The 24,918-nt window shown below is 62.7% G+C and carries 20 protein-coding genes; 10 read left to right on the top strand and 10 right to left on the bottom strand.

All coding sequences use genetic code 11. The annotated features are described in order from the left end of the window. The first annotated feature begins 155 nt into the window (after positions 1–155). Together ACSQ22_RS25460 and ACSQ22_RS25455 are read left to right on the top strand one after the other, a co-directional pair. Positions 156–4,835 carry a LamG-like jellyroll fold domain-containing protein gene (locus tag ACSQ22_RS25460; protein ID WP_436131886.1) on the top strand — a complete coding sequence of 1,560 codons (4,680 nt, stop codon included), beginning with the start codon at positions 156–158 and terminating at the stop codon, positions 4,833–4,835. Positions 4,836–5,556: 721 nt separating this feature from the next. Beyond that, complete coding sequence (locus ACSQ22_RS25455) at positions 5,557–6,180, top strand: tyrosine-type recombinase/integrase (protein ID WP_436131892.1); 624 nt, start codon at positions 5,557–5,559, stop codon at positions 6,178–6,180. 338 nt (positions 6,181–6,518) lie between these two features. On the opposite strand, the gene ACSQ22_RS25450 is transcribed toward ACSQ22_RS25455, so the two are convergent. The 10 genes from ACSQ22_RS25450 to ACSQ22_RS25405 all read right to left on the bottom strand — a co-directional run bounded on the left by ACSQ22_RS25450 (position 6,519) and on the right by ACSQ22_RS25405 (position 14,442). Next, a complete protein-coding gene (locus ACSQ22_RS25450; protein WP_436131885.1) occupies positions 6,519–6,818 on the bottom strand; it encodes a putative quinol monooxygenase in 300 nt (99 codons plus the stop codon). A 56-nt stretch (positions 6,819–6,874) separates the two neighbouring features. Then, positions 6,875–7,666: an SDR family NAD(P)-dependent oxidoreductase gene (locus ACSQ22_RS25445; RefSeq protein WP_436131884.1), complete on the bottom strand. Its 792-nt coding sequence runs from the start codon at positions 7,664–7,666 to the stop codon at positions 6,875–6,877. Between the two features lie 17 nt (positions 7,667–7,683). Next, the gene (locus tag ACSQ22_RS25440; protein ID WP_436131883.1) at positions 7,684–8,187 is read right to left on the bottom strand and encodes a nuclear transport factor 2 family protein; all 504 of its coding nucleotides are present in this window, start codon (positions 8,185–8,187) and stop codon (positions 7,684–7,686) included. Next, the gene (locus ACSQ22_RS25435) at positions 8,184–9,017 is read right to left on the bottom strand and encodes an SDR family NAD(P)-dependent oxidoreductase (RefSeq protein ID WP_436131882.1); all 834 of its coding nucleotides are present in this window, start codon (positions 9,015–9,017) and stop codon (positions 8,184–8,186) included. The genes ACSQ22_RS25440 and ACSQ22_RS25435 overlap by 4 nt, the downstream gene beginning before the upstream one ends. Further along, positions 9,017–9,985 carry a Bug family tripartite tricarboxylate transporter substrate binding protein gene (locus tag ACSQ22_RS25430; RefSeq protein WP_228895797.1) on the bottom strand — a complete coding sequence of 323 codons (969 nt, stop codon included), beginning with the start codon at positions 9,983–9,985 and terminating at the stop codon, positions 9,017–9,019. Before ACSQ22_RS25430 ends, ACSQ22_RS25435 begins: the two co-directional genes overlap by 1 nt. A gap of 103 nt (positions 9,986–10,088) precedes the next feature. Next, a complete protein-coding gene (locus tag ACSQ22_RS25425; RefSeq protein WP_436131881.1) occupies positions 10,089–10,904 on the bottom strand; it encodes an SDR family NAD(P)-dependent oxidoreductase in 816 nt (271 codons plus the stop codon). A gap of 51 nt (positions 10,905–10,955) precedes the next feature. Continuing rightward, the gene (locus ACSQ22_RS25420) at positions 10,956–11,765 is read right to left on the bottom strand and encodes an enoyl-CoA hydratase/isomerase family protein (protein ID WP_228895801.1); all 810 of its coding nucleotides are present in this window, start codon (positions 11,763–11,765) and stop codon (positions 10,956–10,958) included. 33 nt (positions 11,766–11,798) lie between these two features. Then, positions 11,799–12,974, bottom strand: coding sequence for a thiolase family protein (locus ACSQ22_RS25415; RefSeq protein WP_436131880.1), 1,176 nt, complete (start codon positions 12,972–12,974; stop codon positions 11,799–11,801). Further along, positions 12,971–13,402 carry a Zn-ribbon domain-containing OB-fold protein gene (locus tag ACSQ22_RS25410; RefSeq protein ID WP_436131879.1) on the bottom strand — a complete coding sequence of 144 codons (432 nt, stop codon included), beginning with the start codon at positions 13,400–13,402 and terminating at the stop codon, positions 12,971–12,973. Before ACSQ22_RS25410 ends, ACSQ22_RS25415 begins: the two co-directional genes overlap by 4 nt. A gap of 59 nt (positions 13,403–13,461) precedes the next feature. Continuing rightward, on the bottom strand, positions 13,462–14,442 hold the full coding sequence (locus ACSQ22_RS25405; RefSeq protein ID WP_228895807.1) for a Bug family tripartite tricarboxylate transporter substrate binding protein: 981 nt from the start codon (positions 14,440–14,442) through the stop codon (positions 13,462–13,464). Between the two features lie 189 nt (positions 14,443–14,631). On the opposite strand from ACSQ22_RS25405, the gene ACSQ22_RS25400 reads away from it, so the two are divergent. The 8 genes from ACSQ22_RS25400 to ACSQ22_RS25365 all read left to right on the top strand — a co-directional run bounded on the left by ACSQ22_RS25400 (position 14,632) and on the right by ACSQ22_RS25365 (position 24,820). Then, complete coding sequence (locus tag ACSQ22_RS25400) at positions 14,632–15,444, top strand: IclR family transcriptional regulator (RefSeq protein ID WP_228895810.1); 813 nt, start codon at positions 14,632–14,634, stop codon at positions 15,442–15,444. Positions 15,445–15,480: 36 nt separating this feature from the next. Then, complete coding sequence (locus ACSQ22_RS25395; RefSeq protein ID WP_228895812.1) at positions 15,481–16,629, top strand: acyl-CoA dehydrogenase family protein; 1,149 nt, start codon at positions 15,481–15,483, stop codon at positions 16,627–16,629. 40 nt (positions 16,630–16,669) lie between these two features. Continuing rightward, the gene (locus tag ACSQ22_RS25390; protein ID WP_436131878.1) at positions 16,670–18,784 is read left to right on the top strand and encodes an acetate--CoA ligase family protein; all 2,115 of its coding nucleotides are present in this window, start codon (positions 16,670–16,672) and stop codon (positions 18,782–18,784) included. Then, positions 18,781–19,887 carry a CaiB/BaiF CoA transferase family protein gene (locus ACSQ22_RS25385; protein WP_436131877.1) on the top strand — a complete coding sequence of 369 codons (1,107 nt, stop codon included), beginning with the start codon at positions 18,781–18,783 and terminating at the stop codon, positions 19,885–19,887. Before ACSQ22_RS25390 ends, ACSQ22_RS25385 begins: the two co-directional genes overlap by 4 nt. A gap of 3 nt (positions 19,888–19,890) precedes the next feature. Continuing rightward, positions 19,891–20,901 (top strand): NAD(P)H-dependent flavin oxidoreductase, encoded by a 1,011-nt coding sequence (locus ACSQ22_RS25380; RefSeq protein ID WP_228895818.1) that lies wholly within the window; start codon positions 19,891–19,893, stop codon positions 20,899–20,901. Beyond that, entirely contained in the window at positions 20,898–21,833 is a 936-nt protein-coding gene (locus ACSQ22_RS25375) for an NAD(P)H-dependent flavin oxidoreductase (RefSeq protein WP_228895820.1), read from the top strand. The genes ACSQ22_RS25380 and ACSQ22_RS25375 overlap by 4 nt, the downstream gene beginning before the upstream one ends. A gap of 638 nt (positions 21,834–22,471) precedes the next feature. Next, complete coding sequence (locus ACSQ22_RS25370) at positions 22,472–22,810, top strand: hypothetical protein (RefSeq protein WP_057228244.1); 339 nt, start codon at positions 22,472–22,474, stop codon at positions 22,808–22,810. A 1,254-nt stretch (positions 22,811–24,064) separates the two neighbouring features. After that, positions 24,065–24,820: a hypothetical protein gene (locus ACSQ22_RS25365; protein WP_228896131.1), complete on the top strand. Its 756-nt coding sequence runs from the start codon at positions 24,065–24,067 to the stop codon at positions 24,818–24,820. The last annotated feature ends 98 nt before the right edge of the window (positions 24,821–24,918 follow it).

The raw sequence follows: 24,918 nt of genomic DNA, 5'->3' as shown, positions 1-24,918 counted from the left end.
GAAGAGCAAAAAAGAAGAGAGGGAGCCCAGGAGAAAGAGCCCTGCGGCCGGTGGCGGTGATGCCACCGGCCGGCGTGCCTGCGCGCGCCTTCGAAAGGCTGTCGGAAAGATCGAGGAAGAAGGTTCACCAAGGACCACACACACAGGAGACGACGATGAAAATCCGGTATTACCTGATGGCACTGCTGTTGCCGTTCGCCACCTTACTCACGCATGCGGCGATCAGGGGGGTCAGCCCCATGACCACCCTCACCACCATGGCGGCTACGGTCACGCAGGCCGCCGAGATTCCGCTCCCGCTGCAAGGGCCGGGCCTGGGCAACCTTACCTACACCTCGGCCGAGCTGTTCAAGCCGGTCTCAATGATCACCCGCGCCTCGGGCGACGTGCCGGCCACCTACCCCGGCCGCAAGGACTACGGGCTGAACGTGGGCATCATGCTCAACGGCTATTTCCTGACCTCCTTCGCACCCGACAGCGGCCTGGGCCCCGGCGGCTTTTTGCTCTACGACGTGTCCAACCCGCGCGCCATCGTGCTCGTCAAGAAGATCTACGAGCCCGAGGGGCGCACCAAGGAATTCCGCGAGGCGCACGCCTTCGGCACGGCCAAGATAAATGGCCGCCAGTACGTGGTGGTGCCCAGCATCAAGGGCATCGAGTTCTGGGACTTCACTGACATCAACAACATCCAGCAGGTCAAGAAGCTGGCCCTGCCCACCGTCAACGGCGGCGACTATGCCAACGTGGCCTGGCAGCTGTGGTGGCAGGCACCCTACGTGTACGTGGCCTCGGCCAACGACGGCGTGTACATCGTGGACGCCAGCGACCCGGCCAATGCAGTCATCGCCAACCGCGGCGCGGGCAAGCCCAACCCCGTGCCCACTGGCGAACTCGGCGGCTTTCGCGTCGGCCCCATCTTCACCATGGGCAACCACATGGTGCTGACCTCGATGGACAATACCGACGGTTTCGCCAGCCTCGATATCTCCGACCCGCTCAACCCCAAGGTGCTAGACACCGTGGGCTCCAACCCCAACTACTACGCCACCTGCTTCGACGGCCGCAACCTGCACGCCTCGGCCCGCGGTGGCGGCGCCAAGATGTACAGCTACGACCTGTCCGACCGCACGCAGTTCTTGGTGGAGGACAACCGCCTGGTCATCGACGAGCAGCTGTACTGCGGCATGCAGGACCACTACGTGTTCCAGGGCGCGCAATTCAAGGTGCACAAGGTGGACGTGAGCAACCCGCTCAACCACGTGGAGGTTGGCCAGGGCAGCCTGTTCGCCACCAATGACCCCGAGTACTCGCACTCCGACCACGGCCAGGTGGCGCCCATGGGCAACCTGCTGTTCATCGGCAACGACCACGGCTCGGGCAGCGGCTTCATCGTGCACCAGACAACACGCGACACCACACCGCCTGCAGTCAAGCAAACATCGCCCACCCAAGGCGCCAAGCAGCAGGCGCTGACCTCGCGCATCGGCGTAGGTCTGACGGACAGCATCCTGCCCGAGAGCGTGAACGCGAGCACCTTCATCGTGCGCCCTGTCAATGGCAACACCCTTCAAGGTACCTACAGCGTGCAACTGGGCATCATCAATTTCCACCCTGCACAACCCCTGGCAGCGGGCACCACCTATGAAATCCTGCTCCCCGCAGGCGGCGTGAAGGACTATGCAGGCAATGCCATCGCCAGTCAGTACCGTTCCGTGTTCCACACCGGCAACGCCACCGACATCAGCCTGATGAACCACTGGCCTCTGACCAGCGGGCTTGCCGATGAGATCAGCGCCAACAATGGCACGGCCTCGGCAGCCGACCAGCTCGGCAGCATCGGCCTGAATTTTGCGCAGCGCACCGGCGGCGTGCCGCTCAAGAACGATGGTGTGGCCACCGCCCTGGGTGGCACGGCCTCGCTGGCGTTCTACATGAAGACCACGCAGAACGGTTCGGCCAACGCCTGGACTGCGCCCGGCATCTTCGGGCGCGACCAGTCCGGCGGTGCGGACGACGTGTTCTGGGGCTGGATCGACAACACCGGCCGCATGAACCTCTCGGTGGGCAACACGGCGGGCAACAACCCCGGCACCCGCTCCACTGCTGCGGTGAACGATGGCAACTGGCACCACGTGGTGATGACGCGCGACGCGGCCTCAGGCGCACAGACGCTGTACATCGACGGCGCCAAGACCAGCTCGACAGGCCTCACCGGCACCAAGGGCCTGTCCAACAAGTTCGCGCTGCTCGGGCAGATCCAGGGCAACGCCGACTTCTTCCGCGGAAGCCTGGCCGATGTGCGTGTCTACGGGCGTGTCCTCAGCGATGCCGATGTCGCGCAGCTGCGCTCGCAGGCCATCATCGGCGATGCGGGCGTGAGCGGCGGGCCGCAGCTGGTGAACGGGCAGCTGAACTTCGCCCCCACCCGGCTGGGCGGTGGCACGGGCGTCACCTACCGCTGGAACTTCGGCAACGGCACGCAGACCGCCTTCTCGTCCCAGGCCAACACCACCTACAGCTACAACCGCCCCGGCCACTACACCGTGACCCTGACGGTGCGCGACGCAGCGGGTCTGGAGACCTTCTACACCTACAACGTAACGGTGACCTTCCCGACCACGGCCACGGCACCCACGCATTCAAGCAACATCGTCGGCGACGCCAACAGCATCTACACGGTGAACCCGGACAGCGGCACAGTCGCGGCCATCGACGCCACGGCCCTGACCAAGCGCTGGGAAACCCGCGTGGGCGACGAGCCCAAGACCCTGGCCCGCGCACCGGACGGCCGCCTCTGGGTCACCGTGCAGGGCGAGGACAAGCTCGTAGCCTTGAACCCAACCGATGGCAGCATCTCCGCAACCATTGCACTGGCCTACGGCAGCGGCCCTTATGGCGTGGCGTTCACCCCCAACGGCAGCAAGGGACTGCTCTCGCTGGAAAGCAAATCTACCCTGCTCACCTTCGATCCTGCCAACGGCAGCATCACGGGAACACTGGCGCTCGAAGGCGACCTGCGCGGCATTGCAGTGGCGGCAGACTCTCAAACTGCCTACATCACACGCTTCAAATCGACGATGACGGGCGGCCAGTTGCACAAGGTGAATCTCAATGGCATGCAACTGCTGTCCACCATCGCTCTGCCTGTGGACACGACTACAGTGGACACCGAGAACAGCGCGCGCGGCGTGGCCAACTACCTGAGCCAGGTGGTGATCTCGCCCGATGGCTCGCGCGCAGTGCTGCCGGGCAAGAAGGACAACATTGTGCGCGGGCGCTTCCGCGACGGCAACGACCTGCTGCACGACCAGACGGTGCGCTCCATCCTCTCGCAGGTGGATCTGACCCAGGCCACGCACCTGCTGCCAGAGCAGATCGACTTCGACGACCGGGCCCCCGCGCGCGCCGCCCTCTTCTCCCCTGCGGGTGACTACCTGTTCGTCGCGCAGATGGAGGGCAACAACATCGCCATCGTCGATGCCTACACCCGCGCTGTGCGCGGCGAGATAAAGGCCAGCAGCGCGCCGCACGGTTTGTACCTGGATGCCACACGCAAGCGATTGTTCGTGAACAACTTCCTCGCGCGCTCGGTCACCGTGCACGATGTGGCTGACGTGCTGGCCTCGCGCAGCGCGGCAGCCGTGTTCCTGCAGAACATCGCCACGGTGGCGCAGGAGCCCATGGCAGCGGCCGCTCTGCGCGGCAAGCTGGTGTTTTACAACGCCGCAGACCGGCGCATGAGCAAGGACAACTATATGTCTTGCGCGAGCTGCCACGCCGACGGTGGCGACGACGGCATGGTCTGGGATTTCACCCAACGCGGCGAGGGCCTGCGCCGCACCATAAGCCTGCAAGGCCGGCGCGGCACCGGCCACGGCAAGCTGCACTGGAGCGCCAACTTCGACGAGGTGCAGGACTTCGAGAACGACATGCGCAGCGCCTTCGGCGGCACCGGCTTCTTGAGCGACGCGGACTTTGCCGCGACCAGCGACCCACTGGGCACACCCAAGGCCGGCCGCAATGCGCAGCTCGATGACCTGGCCGCCTACCTGGCATCGCTCAACAAGTACCTGCGCAGCCCGGCGCGCGCCGCCGATGGCAGCCTCACGGTGGAGGCTGCGCGCGGGCAGACCCTGTTCGCAAACGCCAACTGCGCCAGTTGCCATGCGGGCGGGACTTTCCAGGATGGACTTCGGCACGATGTGGGCAGCATCCAGCCCTCGTCCGGCAAGGGTGCCAACCAGCCACTGGCCGGCGTGGGCTTCGACACACCCACCCTGCTGGGCAGCTGGGCCGCCAAGTCCTACCTGCACAACGGCCAGAAGACCAGTGTGCTGGACGTGATCGCGGGCGGCCACGGCAACGTAGCAGGCCTGCCCGCAGCCGACCGGCAGGCGCTGGCCGACTACGTGCGCTCGCTGGACACCGCGTCCGAGTACACCACGCGCCTGCGCTCCAGCCACAGCAACCTGTGCGTCAACATCCGTGGGGCCTCGGCCAATGCTGGTGCAGTGGCCATCCAATGGCCCTGCGGCACGGCCAACAACGAAACCTTCACGGTGCGCAGCGGGGCAGGCGGCTATGTGCAGTTGGTGGCGCGGCACAGCAACCTGTGTCTGGCGCAGGACAGCGCCGCAGCGAGCGGCGCCAGCGTGGTGCAGCTGGCCTGCAGCGCGGGCAACACGGCGCAGTGGTCGCTAGTGAGCTCTACTCTACGCAACCGCGCCTCAGGCGCTTGCCTGGACGTGCCCAACAATGCGACGGCGCAGGACACTCCCCTTCTGACCTGGACCTGCAACGGCGGCAACAACCAGAACTGGGTTCAATTGCCCTAACCAATCATTGCGCCAGGGACCATGCAACAGCTGTGGAGAGGCAAATAGCAACGCTGCGTGGAACCCGGGCGCTCGCGACGGGCTGTTTTCAGCATCTTGATCGTGAGAATCAACTCTGTACCCTGAAAATCAAAACAGCAAAGATGCCGAGTTCTGGTGCGTATGGTTTCCAAATGGCAAAGGTTGCTTGGGAGTTGGGGAGTTGCTTCAGGCGGATGGTGACCGATGTGATTCAGGTCTGGCTGGGTGTGTTGAATCACCCGACACAGGGGCTGGAGCAGGCGGAGCCCATTTTTAGGAGGGCGCTACGGCCCCTGTTTAGAAGCGGCTTTCACGCACATCGCGAAACACAGGATGGACCCAACGATCGTTTTGCAGCGATTGCAGCCTTCCGCTACTAGCAGGCCAATTTCCGCTTAATCTCAGAAAACGGACGCTAGTGCGACAAGGCCGAGATGAAAGCCGGGTGGAAGAAGACCCATTTGTGAAGTATCAAGTTGCGGAGCCAGAGATCGTCGGCATCGCGCCGTCGCGCATGACGGTGGCCTTGGCTGAGCTTGCGGGATAAGCTGGCGCATGTACAGGGGTTGGCTCCCTACAAGCTGCGCATAGATTGCAGCAAATGCCCCTCCGGTCTAGGTGATTTGTTTTGATGAATCGCAATATCTACGTGCCGCATGCGCGCATGCTCCGAGGCCATCTCCATCAATGGGGGACCGCCATGGACACTTCGGCCAGCAATGCGCATCATGAGCCTTGGAACAAGGGCAAGATCGTCGGGCAAAAGGCACCCTTCAAGATCAAGGAAATCTGGGCTCTGCGTGTGCGACTTCAGATGGAGCGACGCCTTCGCGAGCTGGCGCTCTTCAACTTAGGCATCGACAGCAAACTTCGTGGATGTGATCTTGTTGCACTGAAGGTTCGCGACGTGTCACATGGCGATCAATTGGCATCACGGGCGACGATTTTGCAAAGTAAAACCAAGCGCCCAGTCCAGTTCGAGATTACCGCAGTGACTCGGGACGCCCCATCAGCATGGATCAAGCAGGCTGCGCTGAGATCTGATGACTACCTATTCCCCAGCAGACTGCACGGATCGCCCCACCTGGGAACCCGACAGTACGCTAGGATTCTTGGACATTGGGTCGATGAACTTGGGCTTGATCGCTCAGAGTATGGAACTCATTCGATGCGCAGGACCAAGGCGACTTTGATCTATCGACGCACAAAGAACCTGCGCGCTGTGCAACTGCTGCTTGGTCACTCCAAGCTGGAATCAACGGTGCGGTATCTCGGCATAGAAGTAGACGATGCACTTGAAATCTCAGAACAAACGGAGATTTGACCCGGGATATTTGTAAATCCGCGCCTCACTCTGTCGTCGGATTGGAGGCGTCGGTTGGTGCGCTGTGAAGTCTGCTGGGAGTGTTTCTCTGGAGTCAAAGCGGACGTTAGCGCTGCGGGAACGGATAGATGCTTGCAGTCTGAAGACGACAAGTCAAACCTACGGTTTTGGCACCGAGCTTGCCAAAGTCAGGACTTTCATACCGAGCGCGCTGGAATCGGTCACCGCTCAACAAAAATGGATGTGTGGCCTGTTTTGAGGTCACAAATGTCATTCGGCGAAAAATCGGTCCCGTGATTCATCTCATGGCCTAGATTGCCAGGCTGGAACCAGCGACATCAGCGTACCGCAACAGCTGTCGCCTCATAGATATCGATCTGCGGTGACTCCTGACACAAGCTTGCCATGGACTGCGCGAACGTGCGCGAGGCTACCACACGGAAATGGGCTTGCAGTGCGGCCATGCTTTCCCAGCGCTCCACAAACACGAAGCGTAGCGGCTGCTGCACATCGCGGCTCACTTCGTGGGATATGCACCCTGGCTCTACCCGGGAGCGCAGGACATGCTCCACGGCCAGTTGCTCAACGGCCTCTTGTGTGTCTGGGCGTGCAATCACATGGCCTGTGACGATGATCATGGTGCTGCTTTCACTGTGTTCGTGGTTGGATAGGAATGAACGGATGGTCTCAGGTGCTAACGCGCGCTCGCACCGCCGTCGATGGGGATGATGGCTCCGGTCATGTAGCTCGATGCCGGCGAAGCCAGCAGCAGCGCCAGCCCCTGAATCTCATGCGGCTGGGCGATGCGGCCCAGCGGGATGTAGGTGCGCATACGCTCGGCGCTCTCCGGCAGACGCAAGCGGCCTCCGTTGATGCCGGTGGCAAAGGGGCCGGGGGCGATGGCATTGATCAGGATGTTGAACGGCGCCAGCTCGATGGCCGCCTGGCGCACCACGTTGTTCACTGCTGCCTTGGAGGCCACGTAGGCGTAGCCAGAGTGCGCCTCCGCCCTCAGCCCCGCAATGGACGAAGTCACGATGATCCGGCCCTGTCCCCGGGGCTTCATGTGGCGGGTGGCCGCGCGCAGCGTGGACAGCACACCGCTCAGGTTCACCTGGAGCACCCGCTCCCACGATGCCGGGTCTACGTTCTCCAGGCGCCCCTGCTCCACCAGGAAGCCGCGTCCGGCGCTCGTGCCCGCGTTGGCAAACACGCAGTCGATGGGCCCTTCGGCCGCGATGGCGTCGAGGTGGCGGTCCACCTCGGCGCCGTCGCTGACGTCGATCACTCGCTGCTGCACCTTTGTATACGTCTTGCGCAGACGCTGCACTTCAGCATCCAGCGCTGGCGCATCGCTGTCGGACAGCACGACTTCCGCACCCGCCTCCAGCAGGGCTTCTGCAATGGCCAGCCCGAGACCGCTCGCAGCGCCCGTCACCAGCGCTCGCTGGCCGGTCAGATCAAACAAGGAAGGCAATGAGGCCATGGTGGCTGTGCGGTGCATCAACGAACCCCTTGCAGCGGAATGAGGTGGCCCCAACGCTCAGCGGCCTCGATCATGTAGTGCACGCTCAAGGTCACACGCTGAAAAAGCCACTGGCCCTCCAGGCGGATGTACTCGTCGTCAAAGCGGCCCACCACATAAAAGCTCTTTCCGTCCCGCACGGGCCGGCCGTCCAGGTAGCTGGACCCTGTGCCTCGGTCGCCCTGAACCTGGACGACATGGCTGTGGATGAACTGCCGGGCCGTTTGCACCGGAAACGATGCGAAGAACGCACGGATGTTGTCGCGGCCCCGCACTTCGGGGCGCCCACCGTAGGCCACATGCGCGTCGTGTGCAAACAGTTCGTAGAGGCGGTTGCCCGCATCCTCATTCACCAATTCGTGATAGCGGGCACGCAGCGCGCGGATGGCTTCGATGCTCTCCATGCATTCAACGCGTTCTGTGAGGGCCCTCACATGGTCATGCAAGGCGGCAAGGTCGGTGGATGGGTGGGCAGCGGTCACTGAAGACTCTCCTGGTGAATATGGTGGAAATCGCCCATGATTTTTTGGCTGCGGTCTCTCACGGACGCGCCAGTGTGGGCATGGGGAATGATGTAGAAGCGGCGCGCATGAATCGCGTCGACCGCAGCGCGTGCGACATCCTCGGCACTGATGTCAGAAGCAGCCATACCGGCACGCACGCGCTCTCCATAGGCGGCAGCCGTAGGGCCGGCCGCTGGCAATGCGGCAGGCCGGTTGCGTTGTGACTGGTCGATGCGCGTGGCCACCAAGGAGGGGCACAGCACGGACACGCCAATGGGAGCGCCCACCTGCGCCAGGTCCTTGGCCAAGCATTCCGAGAAGGCGACGACCGCGTGTTTGCTGGCGCAGTACACGGATGAACCGCCGATAGTGGCGAGGCCAGCGGCCGATGAGGTGTTGACGATGTGGGCTGCCATTCCCCGGGCCCGCATGCGCGGCACAAAACTGCGCACGCCATGCACCACCCCCATCAGGTTCACGCCCAGCACCCACTGCCAGTCGTCGTCAGTGGCATCCCAGGCTGCCCCAAGCACCGCCACGCCTGCGTTGTTGAAAAGCCAGTCCACACCGCCACACTGGCTCCAGCTGGCCTCGGCCAGCCGCTCCACGTCTGCGGCGTTGGACACATCGCAGCGCTGAGCCAGGCAAGCGGCGCCCGTCGCCTCCACCAGCGCCTGCGTGGCGACCAGGGCCTCTGCATCGATATCCGCCGCCACCACCACCATGCCTTCGCTGGCGCAGGCCAACGCCAGTGCACGGCCGATGCCGCTGCCCGCGCCGGTGACCACGGCCACTTTGGGCGCAGACATCAGAGGCTCGCTCCGGACTTGCGAATCACCTCGGCCCACTTGGCGGCCTCGGTGGCCACGAAAGGCGTGAACTGCTCGTGTGGCATGCCGATCTTGACGCTCGAGACCGCGTCCAGCGCCGCCGTGACCTCGGGCGAATTCAGTGCCTGCCCCACTGCATCGGACAAACGTTTGACGATGGGCTCAGGCGTATTGGCCGGTGCAAAGATACCGCCCCAGTTCATCGCCACCACGCTGGGGATTCCGGCCTCGGTCATGGTGGGTACGTTGGGCAGCGCGGCAAGGCGGCTGGTGCTGGTCACTGCGAGCGCGTTGATTTTTCCGTCCCGGATGTGCGCCCGAGATGTCTGTACATAGTCGAACAGCACATCCACATTGCCCGCAATCAGATCAACCAGGGCCGCAGTGGTGGCCTTGTAGGGGATGTGATTGAAGCGCGCGCCGGTTTGGGTTTGCAGCAACTCCAGACACAGGTGGGCAGACGTGCCATTTCCACCTGATCCAAAGTTGAGCTTGCCAGGCTGTTGCTTGCCGAACTCGATCACGTCGGCGACGGTTTTGAACTTCGTATTGGGATTGCAGACCATGACGTTGGCGTTACCTGTCAGCCCATGGATGGCCACGAAGTCCTTGACCGGGTCGTAGCGAATGTTCTTGAAGAGAACGGTATTGGTCCCCTGTGTGCCCTGGGTGCCGAGCAGGATGGTGTAACCGTCGGGCGCAGCACGCGCCACAAACTCGGCGCCGATGGACCCGCTCACTCCAACCCGGTTTTCAATGACGATGGGCTGGCCGAGGTTGTCGCTCATCGCCTTCGCGATCAAGCGGGCCTGGACATCCACCACGCTGCCCGCCGAGAAGGGCACGACGAGCGTAATGGGGCGCTGCGGATAAGCGCTCTGTGCAAATACCGAGGGCGAGAGTGCCATAGCCCCCATGGATGCCGAGAAATGGCGGCGATTCATCATGGTCTTGTCTCCTTTTTATGTATTCGGTCGTGCTGCATGAGAACTCAGTACGGTCAGCAACTGAGCGGCGCAGAGGCGGTTTGCCCGGCCGCCCCTTCCTGCATCAAACCATCGCGAAGCCGCCCGATGCGCCGATGGTCTGCCCCGTGATGAACAGCGCGCGGTCCGACGCCAGGAACGCCACGATGCCCGACACGTCGGTGGGCCGGGACAGGCGACCCACGCCTTTGGAGATGGGATACGCATTGAGCATCTTGCCCAGCAGCTCGTTGTTCTCTACCGTGGCGTGGATGTTCAACGGACCGTCCTTGATGCCCTCATGGGACACGGCGCCCAGAGCGATGGAATTGACGGTGACCGCGTGGCGGCCGTGCTCGCGCGCGAGGGCCTTGGCGAACCCGGCAATGGCAGCCTTCGCACCCGAATACACCGCCATGTTGGCCTCGCCGATGCGGCCCGCTTCCGAGATGATGTTGATGATGCGGCCCGTCTTGCGCCCGACCATGCCTGGCAACACGGCGCGGCAGCAGTGCATGGTGCCGTAAACGTTGAGGTTCACGATCTTGGCCCAGTCCACCACGGGGGTATCCACAAAGGCGGGTGTGCGGCCACCTTTTTCGCGGCGCTCGGGAATGATGCCGGCGTTGTTTACCAGCACGGTAATGGGCGCGCCGAAATGCTCGGCGGCATTGGCCACCATGGCATCGACCGCCTCCAGCTGGGTAATGTCCGCCGGTGCGGCATAAGCTTGCCCGCCTGCGGCGTTGATCTCATCCGCTACCGCTTGGGCGCGCTCGGCAAACAGGTCGTTCACCACCACGCGCGCACCTTCGGTTGCGAGTTCGATGCAAATCTGCCGACCTACGCCTTGCCCGCCGCCTGTGACGAGCGCGACCTGTCCGTTCAATCCGAGTTCCATGGGATACCTTTCGTGTGTGTTGTCTGATGAAGTCGCCGGTGCGGTAAGGCCCTAGCGTCCTTTGAATTGGGGTTCGCGTTTCTCGACAAAGGCGCGCATGCCCTCGATGCGGTCTTCGCTGTCCACGATCATTGCGGCCGCGTAGCGCTCGTACTCCAGGCCCGAGTCCAAGTCGGTCTGCATGCCCCGGTTGATGGCGCGCTTGGCAAACCTGACTGCCAGCGGCGGGTGTTGCGCAATGCGCTGGCTTAATTCCAGCGCAGCCGTCATCAGCTCGGCCTGCGGTACCACGCGGCTAACTAGGCCATAGCGCAGCGCTGTCTCCGCATCCACCAGATCGGCCGTCAGGATTAGTTCTTTGGCCCGGGCTTCGCCCACGAGCCGTGGCAGGCGCTGCGTGCCACCGGCTGCCGGGATGACGCCGAGCTTGATTTCGGGTAGACCGAAGCGCGCATGAGAGGCCGCGATGCGCAGGTCGCAGCACAGTGCAATCTCCAGCCCGCCGCCCAGCGCCACGCCGTTGATGGCTGCGATAACGGGCTTTTCGAATTCTTCGATGTTGCGAAACAGCTCATGGGTTGCTTTCTGGCGCACGAAATACTCCGTGCCACGCACCACATCGGTGGCGCGCTCCTTGATGTCGGCGCCCGCGCAGAACGCCTTGTCGCCGCTGCCAGTGATCAGCACCGCGCGCACCTGGTCGTCGTTGCGGGCCAGTTCAAAGAAGGCGCGGGCCAGGTCCGGCTTCATGGTGCTGCCCAGCGTGTTCATGCGGTCGGGCCGGTTGAGGGTGACCACGGCCACGCGGTCGCGCACCTCATAGAGCAATGTGCCCAGGTCCTGGATCTCAGGTGTAGTCATTGGATTGCTTTCAGTAAGAGATGTGCAGGGCCATCACGCCGACGCCGACAGCACGTGGGCGACGGAGACCGAGCCGAGCCCGATCATGTGGGCCATGCCCCAGCGCGCATTGCGGTGCTGGCGGCCTTCCGCCTCGCCCCGCAGTTGGCGGGTGATTTCGGCCAACTGGCCGATGCCCGTGGGGCCGAGCGGGTGCCCCATGCCGATGAGGCCGCCCGATGCGTTGATGGCGCAGCGGCCGCCGATCTGCGAATCGCCACGCGCCAGGTAACGGGCGCCCTCGCCGGAATCGCACACTCCGATGGCTTCGCTGTAGAGCAACTCTTCCACCGAGAAGGCGTCGTGCAGTTCCAGAAGGTCGAGCTCCTTGGGTGCAATGCCCGCTTGGTCAAACGCGGCCTGCGCGCTGGTGCGGACCAGCTCCACAGCGCTGTCGCCGTACTGCGCTTCGGGCCGCTCACTACCTGCGACCGACGCCTTGACGCGCACGCAGCGCCGGGCATCCAGCCCCAATTTACGGATGGCGTTGCCAGAGACCACCATCACCGCCGCAGCCCCTTCACCGCGCGGGCAGCATTGCTGCACGGTGAGGTCGCCCACCACGCGCGGCGATGCGAGCACCTGCTCCAGCGTGCGGGGTTTGCGGAACTGCGCGAACGGGTTGCGCGCTGCATTGCCGTGGTTCTTTACGGCCACGTTGGCCATTTCTTCGACGGATGCACCGCGCTCGCGCAGATAGGTGCGCGCCATCATCGCGAACTTGGCCGCCGGGATGGTGGCGGTTTCGCTCAGTCTCTCCAGACCGTCCTTGTTGGCCGCACGGCGCCCATCGCCATGTTTGTCCACCCCGACTGCCAGCACCACATCACTCATGCCGGTGGCCACTTCCATGCACGCCTGGCGGAATGCGAAGGAGCCAGAGGCCGATGCGTTTTCCACCTGCGTCACCGCCAGACCCGTTGACCCCAGGTGGCGCAGCATGACGCGGCCGGCTGCCATCCCAATGGAAGTGGTGCCCACGTACGCGCTTTGTACGCGGTCCCATGCCAGTCCCGAGTCGGCCAGCGCAGCGCGTACGGCCGTGAGGCCGAGTTCGGTGTAGGGCGTTTCGGTAGGGAACTGGTACGGGTGCAGACCGATACCGGCGATGAACACACCGCCGTTAGCATCGAGCCAGTTGCTCGAAGTGGATTGTTGGACATTGCTCATTGCGCGGCTCCTTCATTCACGGGCACAAAGCGGCAGGCGTAAACACCTTCTTCGGGCTTCATTTCGGCGATGGCGCGAACCGTCATGCCGTGTCTCAGCGCCGTTTCGTCTCCCACAGCCATCACACCTTCTTCGACGATGCCGGGCGCAATGCGAATGTCCCCGGCGATGCTGGGTGCTGCCATGCCAGGCAGCAGTGGCACGTGCAATGTCACGAATTCCAGCAGCTCTCCACCGCCTGGGCGGGTGACGCGTTGTGCTTCACTCAGCGGGCTTCCGCAGTGCATGCACCCCGGCGCGTTGGCCGGAAAGCTCAGCCCCCCGCAAGCGCCGCACTGCGCAAAGAAGAAGTTGAGCGAGTGGCCGTCTTCAGCCAGCTCATAGAGAGTCGGCTGCAACGGCTTCAAGGAAATCTTTGAATCGGTCATAGATGGAAGGGGTGAAATAGAAAGGTGCGGGGTGGCGGGCACGCAGCACCCGCCACCCATCAGTCGAGCTTGGCGCCCGACTGCTGAACTACCGCACGCCACCGGGTCAGCTCCGCTTTCACGAAAGCACCCAACTTGGCGTCGCGCAGGCCGACGAACGGAACGCTTCCGAACTTCTCCGTGGCCTGCAGCATTTCGGGGTGAACGATGGCCTTGGCGATCTCGTCGCCCAGGCGCTTGACGATGTCCGGTGGCGTCTTGGCAGGCACGAAAACCGCGCCCCAGGCCGTTGATTCGGCTTCGGGGACGCCCAGCTCGCCGACGGTCGGCACGCCGGGGGAACTGGACAGCCGCTTCTTGGAGGTGACTGCCAGCGCCTTGAGCTTCTGCGCTTGTACTTGGGGCAGGACCACCGCGGGGTAGTCAAACATGAGGTCAATACTGCCGGCCATCAGGTCGGTGAGTGCTGGCGCACTACCGCGATAAGGCACGTGAGTCATCTTGATGCCTGCGGCCGTCTGGAACAGCTCGGCCGTCAGATGGGTGCCCGTGCCGGGCCCGGCAGAGCCGAAATTGAGCTTGCCGGGGTTGGCCTTCGCGTAGGCGATCAGCTCAGGCACGGTCTTGAAAGGACGCGTTGGGTTGATCACCAGCATGAGTGGCGTTTCCGACATGCCATGCACAGGAACAAAGTCCGTGACTGGGTCGTAGCGTACGTTCTTGTACAGCGCCAGGTTGGCGCCATGCGTTCCTTGTGTGCCGTAAATGATGGTGTAGCCATCTGGCGGCTGGCGCGAAGCTGACTCGACCCCGATGGAGCCACCAGCGCCGGGACGGTTGTCCACCACCACCGATTGGCCCAACTGCGCGCTGAGCAGTTTGGCCAGCAGTCTGGACGTGTTGTCCGTGATGCCTCCGGGTGGGAATGGCACCACAAAGGTGATCGGCTTGTTGGGCCACTCATCTCCTGCAGCGTGCAGGACACCGAAGGCCAACGAGGCAATGACAAAAACAACCAGTTTTCGGAAGGCTCTAAGCATGCTTGTCTCCATTTTTTGTTGCCACATGATTGCGGCTGGTCGTAGAATACTTCAATATTTCGTAGACATGCAAGAAGTTTTCGAAATCATCCCGATAGAGAAAATCGAAATTTCAGAGCAATTTCCGCAGTGAATCGCCTTGCCCGCAAAGCTATGATTCGTTGATATCTACGAAATACCGGAGAATTTATGCCAACCATCGTCCCCGCTGCCTCTCGAACCATGGCCCTCCTGGAGGTTTTTGCCCGGGAGCGCCGTGAGCTCTCCAACTCCGACCTCGCGCGTCTGATGGACCTGCCCGAAAGCAGCTGTTCTGATCTCTTGCACACGCTGCACGAGTTGGGTTACCTAATGCGGACCGCGCGCACCCGGCGCTTCTATCCCACGGCCCGCCTGCTCACGGTTGCCAAAGGCATCGCTGCGGGGGATTCGCTCTATGCCGTGGCGTCCGAGGCCTGCGAACTGCTGCGCGACAAGACCGGAGAGACCGGCATGTGCGGCCGTGTGGAGGCCGGCGTGGTCAAGGTCCTGGCGTTTGCAGAGGGCACGCACCCACTGCGCTATGTAGAGAACGTCGGCAACAAGATCGCCCTGCACGTGTCTGCTTTGGGCAAGGCCACGTTGTCGCTCGGCACCCCCGAAGAGGCTGCACGGCAGCTGCGACTCAAGCCGCTCAAGCAGATCGCCCCCGGGTCCATCACCGACCTCGCAGCGCTGGAGGCGCAGATTGCGCAAGCGCGCGAGCAAGGCTGGATGTGGGTGGAGAACGAAGGCTTTGACGGCCTGGCCGCCATTGCCGTGGCAGGGTATCTGGGCGATGAACCCCTCGCGCTTTCGATCGCCGGGCCTACAGAACGCCTGCGCCGTACCAAGGATGCCTGCCTGCAGGCCTTGCAAGAAGTGCAGGCGCTCGTGTTCCACCCCCTGAACGCCGCTCCCACGCTGCGCGCCACGGCATCAGGCCGACGCGGCGCGGGTACCAAGGACACGACTCCCGCCTAGCGGCGGGCCCATGCATTCAACCCAGGAGACATAGCCATGTATTCAACGATGAGTTCCGAACAAGAAATGCTGCGCGACAGCGTGCGCCGCTTCATGAAAAGCGAGGTCGCACCCCGCGTGGCCCAGCACGACCGCGACAAGACCTTCCCCTTCGAACTCCTCAAAGAGCTGTCCCAGTTCGGATACATCGGTGGCCGCCTGCCCGAGGCCCTGGGCGGGATGGACATGGACCAGATGACCTGGGCCATGCTCATGGAAGAAGCTGGCTACACCTGGCTGTCGCTGCGAACCATGGTGAACATCACCAACGCGGCCATCAACAAGCTGGCCGCAGAGGCCAACGAGGAACAGCGCGAACGCTTCCTGAAGCCCCTGCTGGCATCCGAACGCAAGGTGTTCAACGCCATCAGCGAGCCGGGCACGGGTTCGAACATTGCCCAGGTCCAGACCCGCGCAGACCTGCAGGGCGACCACTACGTGCTCAACGGCCGCAAGCTGTGGATCACCAACGGCGCCTTCGGCGACTTCGGCATCGTGGTCGCCCGCACGTTCAGCCCCGATTGCCAGGGGGGGCTGTCCACCTTCCTGGTGGAGCGTGATGTGTCTCCTTATGAAGTGCGCAATGTTGACACCATGGTGTTGCGCAGCACCGGCACCGCGGAGCTGGCGTTCGACAATGTCAAGGTGCCACGCGAGAACCTGCTGGGCGAAGAAGGCAATGCGCTCAAGAAGATGCTCATGGGCCTGGACGGCGCGCGCGTCAACATCGCCATGGGTGCCGTGGGCGCTGCGCAAGCGGCGCTCGACCTGTCCATTGACTACGCCCGAACCCGCACCCAGTTCGGCAAGCCCATCGGCAGCTTCCAACTGGTGCAAAAGCTCATCGTGGACATGACGATCCGTGTGGAGGCCGCCCGGGCACTGAGCCTGCGCGCCGCCGCCGCACTGGACGCCAATGCCGATGCGCGCACTGCTTGCTCGATTGCCAAGCTCTATGCCACCGAGGCCGCACACGAAGTCGCCAGCATGGCACTGCAGGTGCACGGCGGCCTGGGCTACGCCACCGACTACCCCATCGAGCGCATCTTCCGCGACACGCGCGGCGGGACGATTCCCGAAGGCACCACCGAAGTGCAGACCTTGATTGCCGGGCGCGAAATCCTGGGTATCTCGGCGATTGTCTGATCCTCGGCATCGCCGCACCCATAACGACCAGGAGACAACATTGACTGACCTTTCACGACTGATCCGCCCGCGCTCAATTGCCCTTGTGGGCGCCTCGGACCGCCCGCAGAGCATTGGCGAGCGCACGCTGACCAATCTGCTGGATCATTCCGAGTTCGACGGAGACATTTATCTCGTCAACCCGACCAAGGCAGAGATTCGCGGGCACCGCTGCTGGCCCAGTGTGGCGTCGCTGCCCGCCACGCCCGACGTGGCGGTGATCGTGGTGCCCGCATCAGGCGTACTGGCCGTGGCCGAAGAGTGCGCGGCACGGGGCGTGCTGTTTGCCATCGTGCTGACGTCGGGCTTTGGCGAGGCCGGAGAAGAAGGCGAACGCGCCCAGGTGCGGCTCAAGGAGATTGCCGATGCGGGCGGCATGCGCCTGTATGGCCCCAACTGCCCGGGCCTCACCAACGTCAACCACCGCCTGGGCCTGACGTTCTCGCCCTCCTTCCCGCACGACCTCGTCAAGGGTCCCATCGGATTGGCTACTCAGGGTGGCGGCCTGGGGCGCAACGTGATGCAGGCCATGGACCGGGGCATCGGCATTGGCCTGTGGGCCTCCACAGGCAACGAGGTGGACTTGCAGGTGGCCGACTTCATCCACTACATGGCCGATGCACCCGACATCAAGGTGATCGTGACCTTGCTAGAGGGCATCAAGGACGGTGCGAAGTTCGTGGCCGCCGTGAACCGTGCGGCTGCCAATGGCAAGCCCGTGATCGCACTCAAGGTGGGCAAGTCGGAATACGGGCAGAAGGCGGCGCAGTCCCACACCGCATCCCTGACAGGATCGGCCGAGGTAAACAGCGCTGTGTTCAAGCAGTGCGGTGTGATCGAGGTGGATGACATTGACGAGCTGGTCGATACAGCCTGGCTGTTCGCACGTGGCGAGCCGGCGCCCAGCGAAGGAGTGGCCATCTACACCTCGTCGGGCGGCACCGCGGCCTTGACGGCGGATGCCGTGGGCACCGCAGGCCTGACCCTCGCGCAGTTTGCCGCGCACACGCGGCAGTCCCTTGCAGATCTGCTTCCCGCTTACGCTGCGCTGGACAACCCGGTGGACACCACCGCCGCCGTGCTGAGCGATGCTGCGCTGATCGAAAAATCGCTGAGCGCAGTGGCGGTGGACCCCAACCTGGGCTGCGTGATCGTTCCGATCGCGCTGGACTATGGTGACACCACGATCCAGCTGGCGCGCACCATCATCGCTGCGCAGAAGGGTTGTGCTACCCCTATCATTCCCATCTGGATGAGTGACCGGATGGGCGAGGGCTATCGAATGCTGGTCAAAGGCGGGTTTGCACCGCCACGGTCGGTGGGTAAGGCCATCAAGGCGATCCAACGCTGGATTGAATACGGCCGCTGGAAACGCGCTCGCGGTACGCATACGCCGTTGAACCCTGTGGCGGCGCTTGCGCCCGCCACTGCCACGCGCAGCCTGTCCGAGGCCGAAGCGAAGTCCCAGTTGCTGGCAGCAGGCATCCCTCTGCTGCCCAACGCACTGGCGCCTACCATGGAGGAGGCCGTCGCGGCGGCCAACGCCATGGGCTACCCCGTGGTGGCCAAGATTGCGAGCGAGCAGATCGTGCACAAGTCCGACATCGGCGGCGTAGTGGTAGGGCTGCAAAACGCCGACGAACTGCGTCAAGCCTGGGAGGACATCATGACGGCGGCGAAGCACCACCGGCCCGACGCACATATCGACGGTCTGCTGATCGAGAAGATGGCGCCGCGCGGTGGCCTGGAGTTGATGGTCGGCGTCACGCGAGACCCCGTGTTCGGCCATGTGATGACTTTCGGCCTGGGAGGCATCTACGTGGAGATCCTGCGCGACGTCACACGCCGCATGCTGCCGCTTTGCGCCAGCGAGGCTGCCGCCATGGTCCGTGAGATGCGGTGTTTTCCCCTGCTCGAAGGCGCACGCGGCCGCCCACCAGCGGACCTGGCAGCGCTGCAGACGCTGTTGCTGAGCATCTCTGACTTCGTGACGCAAAACGCAGGCCGCATTGAGGAAATGGACCTCAACCCTGTGTGGATTGGTGCAGAAGGCGAAGGTGTGCTGCCACTGGACGCCGTCATCATCGAAAGAACCTCCGCAGGAGCGTCCGCATGATGGGCACAGCAGCCCGACCACCGCTGCAGGGCATCACGGTGGTGGATTTCAGTGAACTGCTGCCAGGTCCCTTCCTCACGCAGAACCTGGCGGAGATGGGCGCCCGCATCATGAAGATCGAACGCCCGCCGCATGGCGACAACGCTCGGCACCTGGGCCAGGGCGCTTTCGAGGCCGTGAACCGGGGCAAGCAAAGCCTGCTGGTGGATCTCAAAGACGAAACCCAGCGCGCCCTAGTTCGCGATTTGATCGCTTCGGCCGACATCGTGGTCGAGTCCTACCGCCCAGGCGTGATGGCGCGCCTGGGCCTGGACGCCGCTGCACTCTGCCGGGCCTATCCGCGCCTCATCTATGTATCCCTCAGTGGCTACGGCCAGACAGGACCGTGGGCCAATCTGCCGGGGCATGACATCAACTACCTGGCCGCCGCTGGCGTGCTGGCCGTCTCCGGCCAGCCCAATGGTGCTCCCGCGCAGAGCTTTGGGCTACCAGTGGCCGACCTGTGCGGGACCATGTACGCGCTGTCCGCCACCCTCGCCGCACTGTTCCAGCGCGAAGCCACTGGCCGCGGGCAGTACCTGGACGTGGCGCTGGCCGATTGCGCCTTGCACTGGATGAACCCACGGCTGGGCGCCTACCGGTCGGCAGGTGCGCGCACTGTGGAAGCGCAGCGCGAGGCCACGCTGGTAAAGGCTGCCTACGGCGCGTTCCAGTGCAAGGATGGGCGCTACGTGTCTATTGCCGCGCTGGAAGACCATTTCTGGAAGCGCTTGTGCACAGCCCTGCCGCTCGCGCCCTTCGATGGGCCGGAGTACGCAACGCACAAGGTACGCAAGGCGGTGGCCGATGCGATCAATCTGCGTATCGAGCAGGCCATGCAGCTTCTGGAATCGCAGGAAGCCTTCGAATTGCTGTGCCGCTATGACGTTCCAGCTGCGCCCGTGGTGCATCCCGCCGAACTGTCGTCCCAAGCGCACTTCGCCTCGCGAGGCGAGTTTGCCACTGGTGATGACATGCCGTGGGTACGCTTCCCCGTGGCCATGGAGGGGATGGGCGACACCGACCTGGCTGGAGCGCCCGCCCTGGGTTCTGCGGGGGGCTGATCCATGGGCGCCGCTCTGCGCACGCGCGTTACGCAGCTTCTGGGGATCGATCACCCCATCCTGGGCGGTGGCCTGATGTGGCTGTCCGACGCCAGGTATGTGGCTGCGCTGGTAAATGCAGGCTGCATGGGCTTTATCACGCCCCGGTCGTATGCCTGCGAAGCGGATTTCCGGGTCGCCCTCGCACTTTGTGCGGAGCTGACCCACGGCAAACCGTTTGGCGTGAACCTCACGCTCTCGCACCGGCCCGAGGCCAACGCCATGGTTCCGCGCTGGATGGATGCCGCCCTGGCGCATGGCGTGAAGATCTTCGAGACAGCAGGACATGCGCCAGCGGAACTCATCAAAGCGCTGCACAAGGCCAACGCCGTCGTGATTCACAAAGCCTCCAGCATCCGCCACGCGCTTTCTGCAGAGCGTGCAGGCGCAGATGCCATTGCCCTGGTCGGCATGGAGGAAGGCGGACACCCAGGCATGAACGAGCTGCCTACGATGCTCATGGGCGCGCTCGCTCTTGGTCAGTTCAGCGTGCCGGTGGTGCTAGGCGGTGGCATCGGTCGGGGCAAGCAATTGGCTGCGGTGCTTGCCCAGGGGCTGGACGGCGTGCTCATCGGCAGCCGCTTTTTGGTGTGCGAGGAAATCCAGGCGCACCCCCGCTACAAGGAGCATCTGCTGACCTGCGACGAGCACTCCACGGTGCGGCTACTGCAGTCGCTAGGCACAACTTGGCGCGTGCTGCTGAACGACACCGCGCGCCAAGTTCAGGCCATCGAGCAGGCAGGTGCCACGGAACACGCTGCGTTCGGCGACCTCATCAGCGGAACGGTTGCGCGCGACCGCTGCTACGCCGAGGGTGAATGGCGCCATGGCATGGTCTCGCTGGGACCATCCATCGCATTCGCAAAACGCATCGAGCCGCTGCGGGCCATCGTCAACTGCATGGTGGACGAAGCGGCGCAGGCCATAGCTGCCCTTCACGCAACGCATTCACAGAACGGAATGGAACAAGAATGAACCGACTGCCTTTCATGGATCGCCTGGTGGTGCCCGCTATCGCGGCCCCCATGCTGCGTGTCTCTGGCATCGAGCTGGTCTCGGCCGCGTGCGCGGCCGGTGTCATCGGTGCGTTTCCCACGGCCAATTGCACGTCTCTGGACGATTTTTCCGCTTGGCTGCAGCGGCTGCAGCGAGAGGCCGAAGAACAACCGGGCCGGGCGCCCTATTGCCCCAACCTCATCATGCGGCGCGACCCCGCACGCCTCAAGGCCGAAGTGGACTTGATCGTGCGCCACGGCGCGGAGCTGGTGATCACCAGTGTGGGGTCGCCCGCTTCGGTGATCCCTGCCTTGCGTGACGGCGGCTGCCTCGTGTTTGCCGATGTGGCCTCGCTCCACCACGCGGAGCGCGCGCTGGAGGCGGGTGTCGATGGCCTTGTGCTGCTGTCGTCCGGCGCCGGCGGGCACACCGGTTGGGCCAACCCGTTCGCCTTCGTGCGCGCTGTGCGCCAGATGTTCGATGGCCCTATCGTGCTGTCGGGGGGGCTCTCGGACGGCGTGGCGCTGCGCGCAGCCACGGTGCTGGGCTGCGACCTGGGGTGCGTGGGCACGCGATTCATCGCCACCCAGGAAAGCATGGCGACTGCGGACTACAAAGAGATGCTTCTGGAAAGCTCCATGGACGATGTGCTCGCCACGCGCGCCTTCACCGGGTTGCCCGCCAACTTCCTGAAGCCGTCCATCGTCCGCGTGGGGCTCGACCCTGAAGCGTTGGACGAGACAGTGTCCGTTCAGGAGGCGCGCAAGAAATTCGGAGGAGGATCTGAAGGACCAGTCATTCAACGGTGGTCGGATCTATGGAGTGCAGGGCATTCGGTGTCGGGGGTGACATCCTTACCGACTACTGCCGACCTGGTTCAGTCCATGAAGAGGGAATATCTAGCTGCCTGATAGCCTGTACGCAGGTACCGAGGATGCAGTGGCATGGAATTGTTCCCCGATAGTTGCCAATGTCCGGTATGAACATATGCAGTCAGTGAACGGCTGAACATTGAGGACTGCTATCAGCCTGATTCAGACGTTGACATGACTCGGGTAGAACCGATGCATGGCAGCCCTCTCCATGCCTGCAGCGCAATGGCCCACTGCAGAGTGCTGATACGTGCCAGTCGAGTGCGCCCAATCTCATAGTCAATTGAACGGATTGGTGGCAAGTCTGCCGGACTCAATGATCAGCCAAGCCCCTACCACCTGCCGATGGCAGTCCGAACAGCATGCGACCTAGCGCGTTTCGGTTCTGCAAGGTAGCTTTGTGGGGATCTGATGTTTGTCAGAGGAGGAGGAGCTCCTACGCCGAGCAACTCCGATTGGCACGGGGCCCTGGTCCGGTCGGTCAAGCAGATGTGGCGCGTGTGGTCACGTTGCAGTGGACTCCGTGGTCAAGTGCACCTGGTTTTTGCAGTTGGCTGTGCCGGTGCCGTTCCGGGGGTAGGCGGGCTAGTCCCAAGCTGAGCTTTCTTCATCCTCGATCAAAGCGCAGCGTGTCCTTGGAACCCCTCTTCACCACAATGCGACGAGTTCAGAAGTCAATGCACGACGTATTGGAGTTAGTGATGATCAATTTTTACAGCGAGTGTCCCGTCCACTCTCTCGCAGACTGCAACTTCAAGCTGGTGTTGACCTGTTGCCTGAAACACATCCCAAACGGCATCTGCGATGGAGTTGTGGTGCCCGACTACGAGCTCAAGAAGATGCGTGAAAGTCGGACAGGGGCTATTTTCACTTGGACGAATTTCTATACAAAGCTCTTCACCGCCCGTTCTGCACACCATTTGGACATGGTCGCTCAGCTGCATTTGCTGCTGTTGCATATACCCCCGGACGGATTCCAGACCAGCACCCGGATCCTCCTCGCCGACGACCGATGAGTTTGCATCAACAACTGACTGCATTTTGTATACCCAGCAAATGTCCCCAGAGATCGCTGTTATGGACTTTCGATGTTGTGTGCCAATTGCATCTGTGCTCTGTTCGCAACAAGTGGACGGGAAATGGTTTCTCCGGCAGGCATCGCCAGTTACGCGCCGTAGTCCAGAATAATTCCTTCTGCCGGGAAATCAGAAAAGGGCTCGAAGCTGCAGATATTTTGCTCGCGACGTCGCCCTTGTACATTCGTTTGAATTCTCAGTTTCGGTCAGCACGGGGAGGACGACTTGCCGATGCTCCTGCATTCGACTGTGCAGGCGCAGCAGGGTTGGCAGAGTTGGACGTTGAGCCGGAACTGCCCATATCAGATGAAGATGCAGGAGTCCCGGTGTTGGAGTTTCCTTGAGTACCAGTACTTCCCATGGGTGTGCTCTGAGAGCTTTGCTGGCCTGCCCCAGTGGCTGGGTTTGGATTTGCAGTAGTCGGCGGATTGCTCTGTGCGGTTGCAAGGCTGATGAGGGAAAAGGATGTAAGCACAGCAGCCGCAGCTTTTAGGGATTTCAAGGTAGACATTTGATAGCTCCTATGAAGTAGATCGCTAGCACGATTGCTAGGTACCCTCAGGCTAAAAGACTCCGAGGGTTAAAGCGTCATCCGAGCTCTGCTCGCCTTGTCGGACAGTTGCGTATGCCTGAGAGGCCGGCTATCGATTTGCCGTGTCGAGCTACTAGCGCTGCTGGAGAAATGAGAGCCGAACACCTCATCAGCCTGCGGCGTCTCAGTCAGTACGTACACGACCGCACCACTCACCCTCGCGTCGGATTGGGCGGGGGAGTTGGGTTTAGGTGCGGATCTCCGTATTGAACGAATGGCGCATCAGCTACTTTCGGGGGGGGGCGCCCCGGCGATGGGAGAAGCACAGAACGGCGCGCAACGCCCATGTTCTGCGAGGTCGCCAAGCTCGACTTACGCAAGACTTTTCTTCAGCCGTCGTCGGCGGCCCCTCCACACATCCAACCGGTATCGGCTGGAATGTTTCCGCCCTAACCTTGAAAGGCGGTCTTATCGCTCACTTGCAGATTGTCTTTGCGTCTTGCTACACCGAGTGCTCCTTCTTACACCACATCGCCCTGGGCTCACAAGCCTATAGGAACTGACCTACAAAACGCTCTGTTGCGCCCACCGAACATGAACTTCACACGACCCACCCATGGTGTTCGTGTGCAAATTTTCAACCACTTCACAAGGAGTCAACTATGGGCTACAGAGACAGCGACGATAGCAACTTTTCCCATCACGGCATGGGCAGAGATGCCGATGACACGCGGCTCGGCGAGCGCAGCAACCACCAGGGCTACAGCAGCGATGATCAACGAAGCGGTACCGGCGGTTATCGCCGGGAGTTCGAGACACGCGGCGCCCGCTATGACCAAGAACGCTCGGGTCAAGAGCGCTACGGGCAGCAGGGTTATGGCCAATATGGCATGAGTCGTGATAGCGGGAACTTCCGCAGCGAGTCGCAGGGATATCCATCTCCAAGAAGCCGAGACTGGGGCGGCTCGTATGGCTCGCAAAGCCGCTCCGCCTACAACCAAGACGCCGACCAACAACCGCATGCGTGGAGTGCGCCGTTTGACAATCAGGGCTTTCGCGATCAAGGTCGCTTCACTTCGTCCTATCGTGATGGGGACCGAGAACAGGGCGGCAAGGCATACGGTTTCATCCGCGGTTCAATGCCCGCGCAGCAGAGCCAAGGCTACCGTGATCCCGATTATCAGCAGTGGCGAGATGAGCAGCTACGCATGCTGGACGATGACTACGACACTTGGCGCAAGGAGCGTTACCAGAAGTTCTCAGACGACTTCAGCCAGTGGCGGACTACCCGCAACACCGGATCGTCGGGTCAGCAGCAAGGGCAGCAGAACCAGAAGAACTCTGGTTCTAACACTGCACCCGGCAGCGGCGCCAGCGGCTCCCAGGGGAATACCCAAAAGTCCAAAGATGCGACTTGATCGTTGCGGTTGACTCAGCCCGTGCTGATGCTGACTGTTGGGCCAGGCGGAAGAATTCGCTACTGCCTGGCCCATTCACAGACCCGACTGGAGCTCTT

The sequence above is a fragment of the Acidovorax sp. LjRoot38 genome (genome assembly GCF_964252975.1).
Classification (GTDB): Bacteria; Pseudomonadota; Gammaproteobacteria; order Burkholderiales; family Burkholderiaceae_C; genus Acidovorax; species Acidovorax facilis.
The sequence above is the reverse complement of the archived record's forward strand: the minus strand, read 5'-3'. Positions and strand labels throughout refer to the sequence as shown.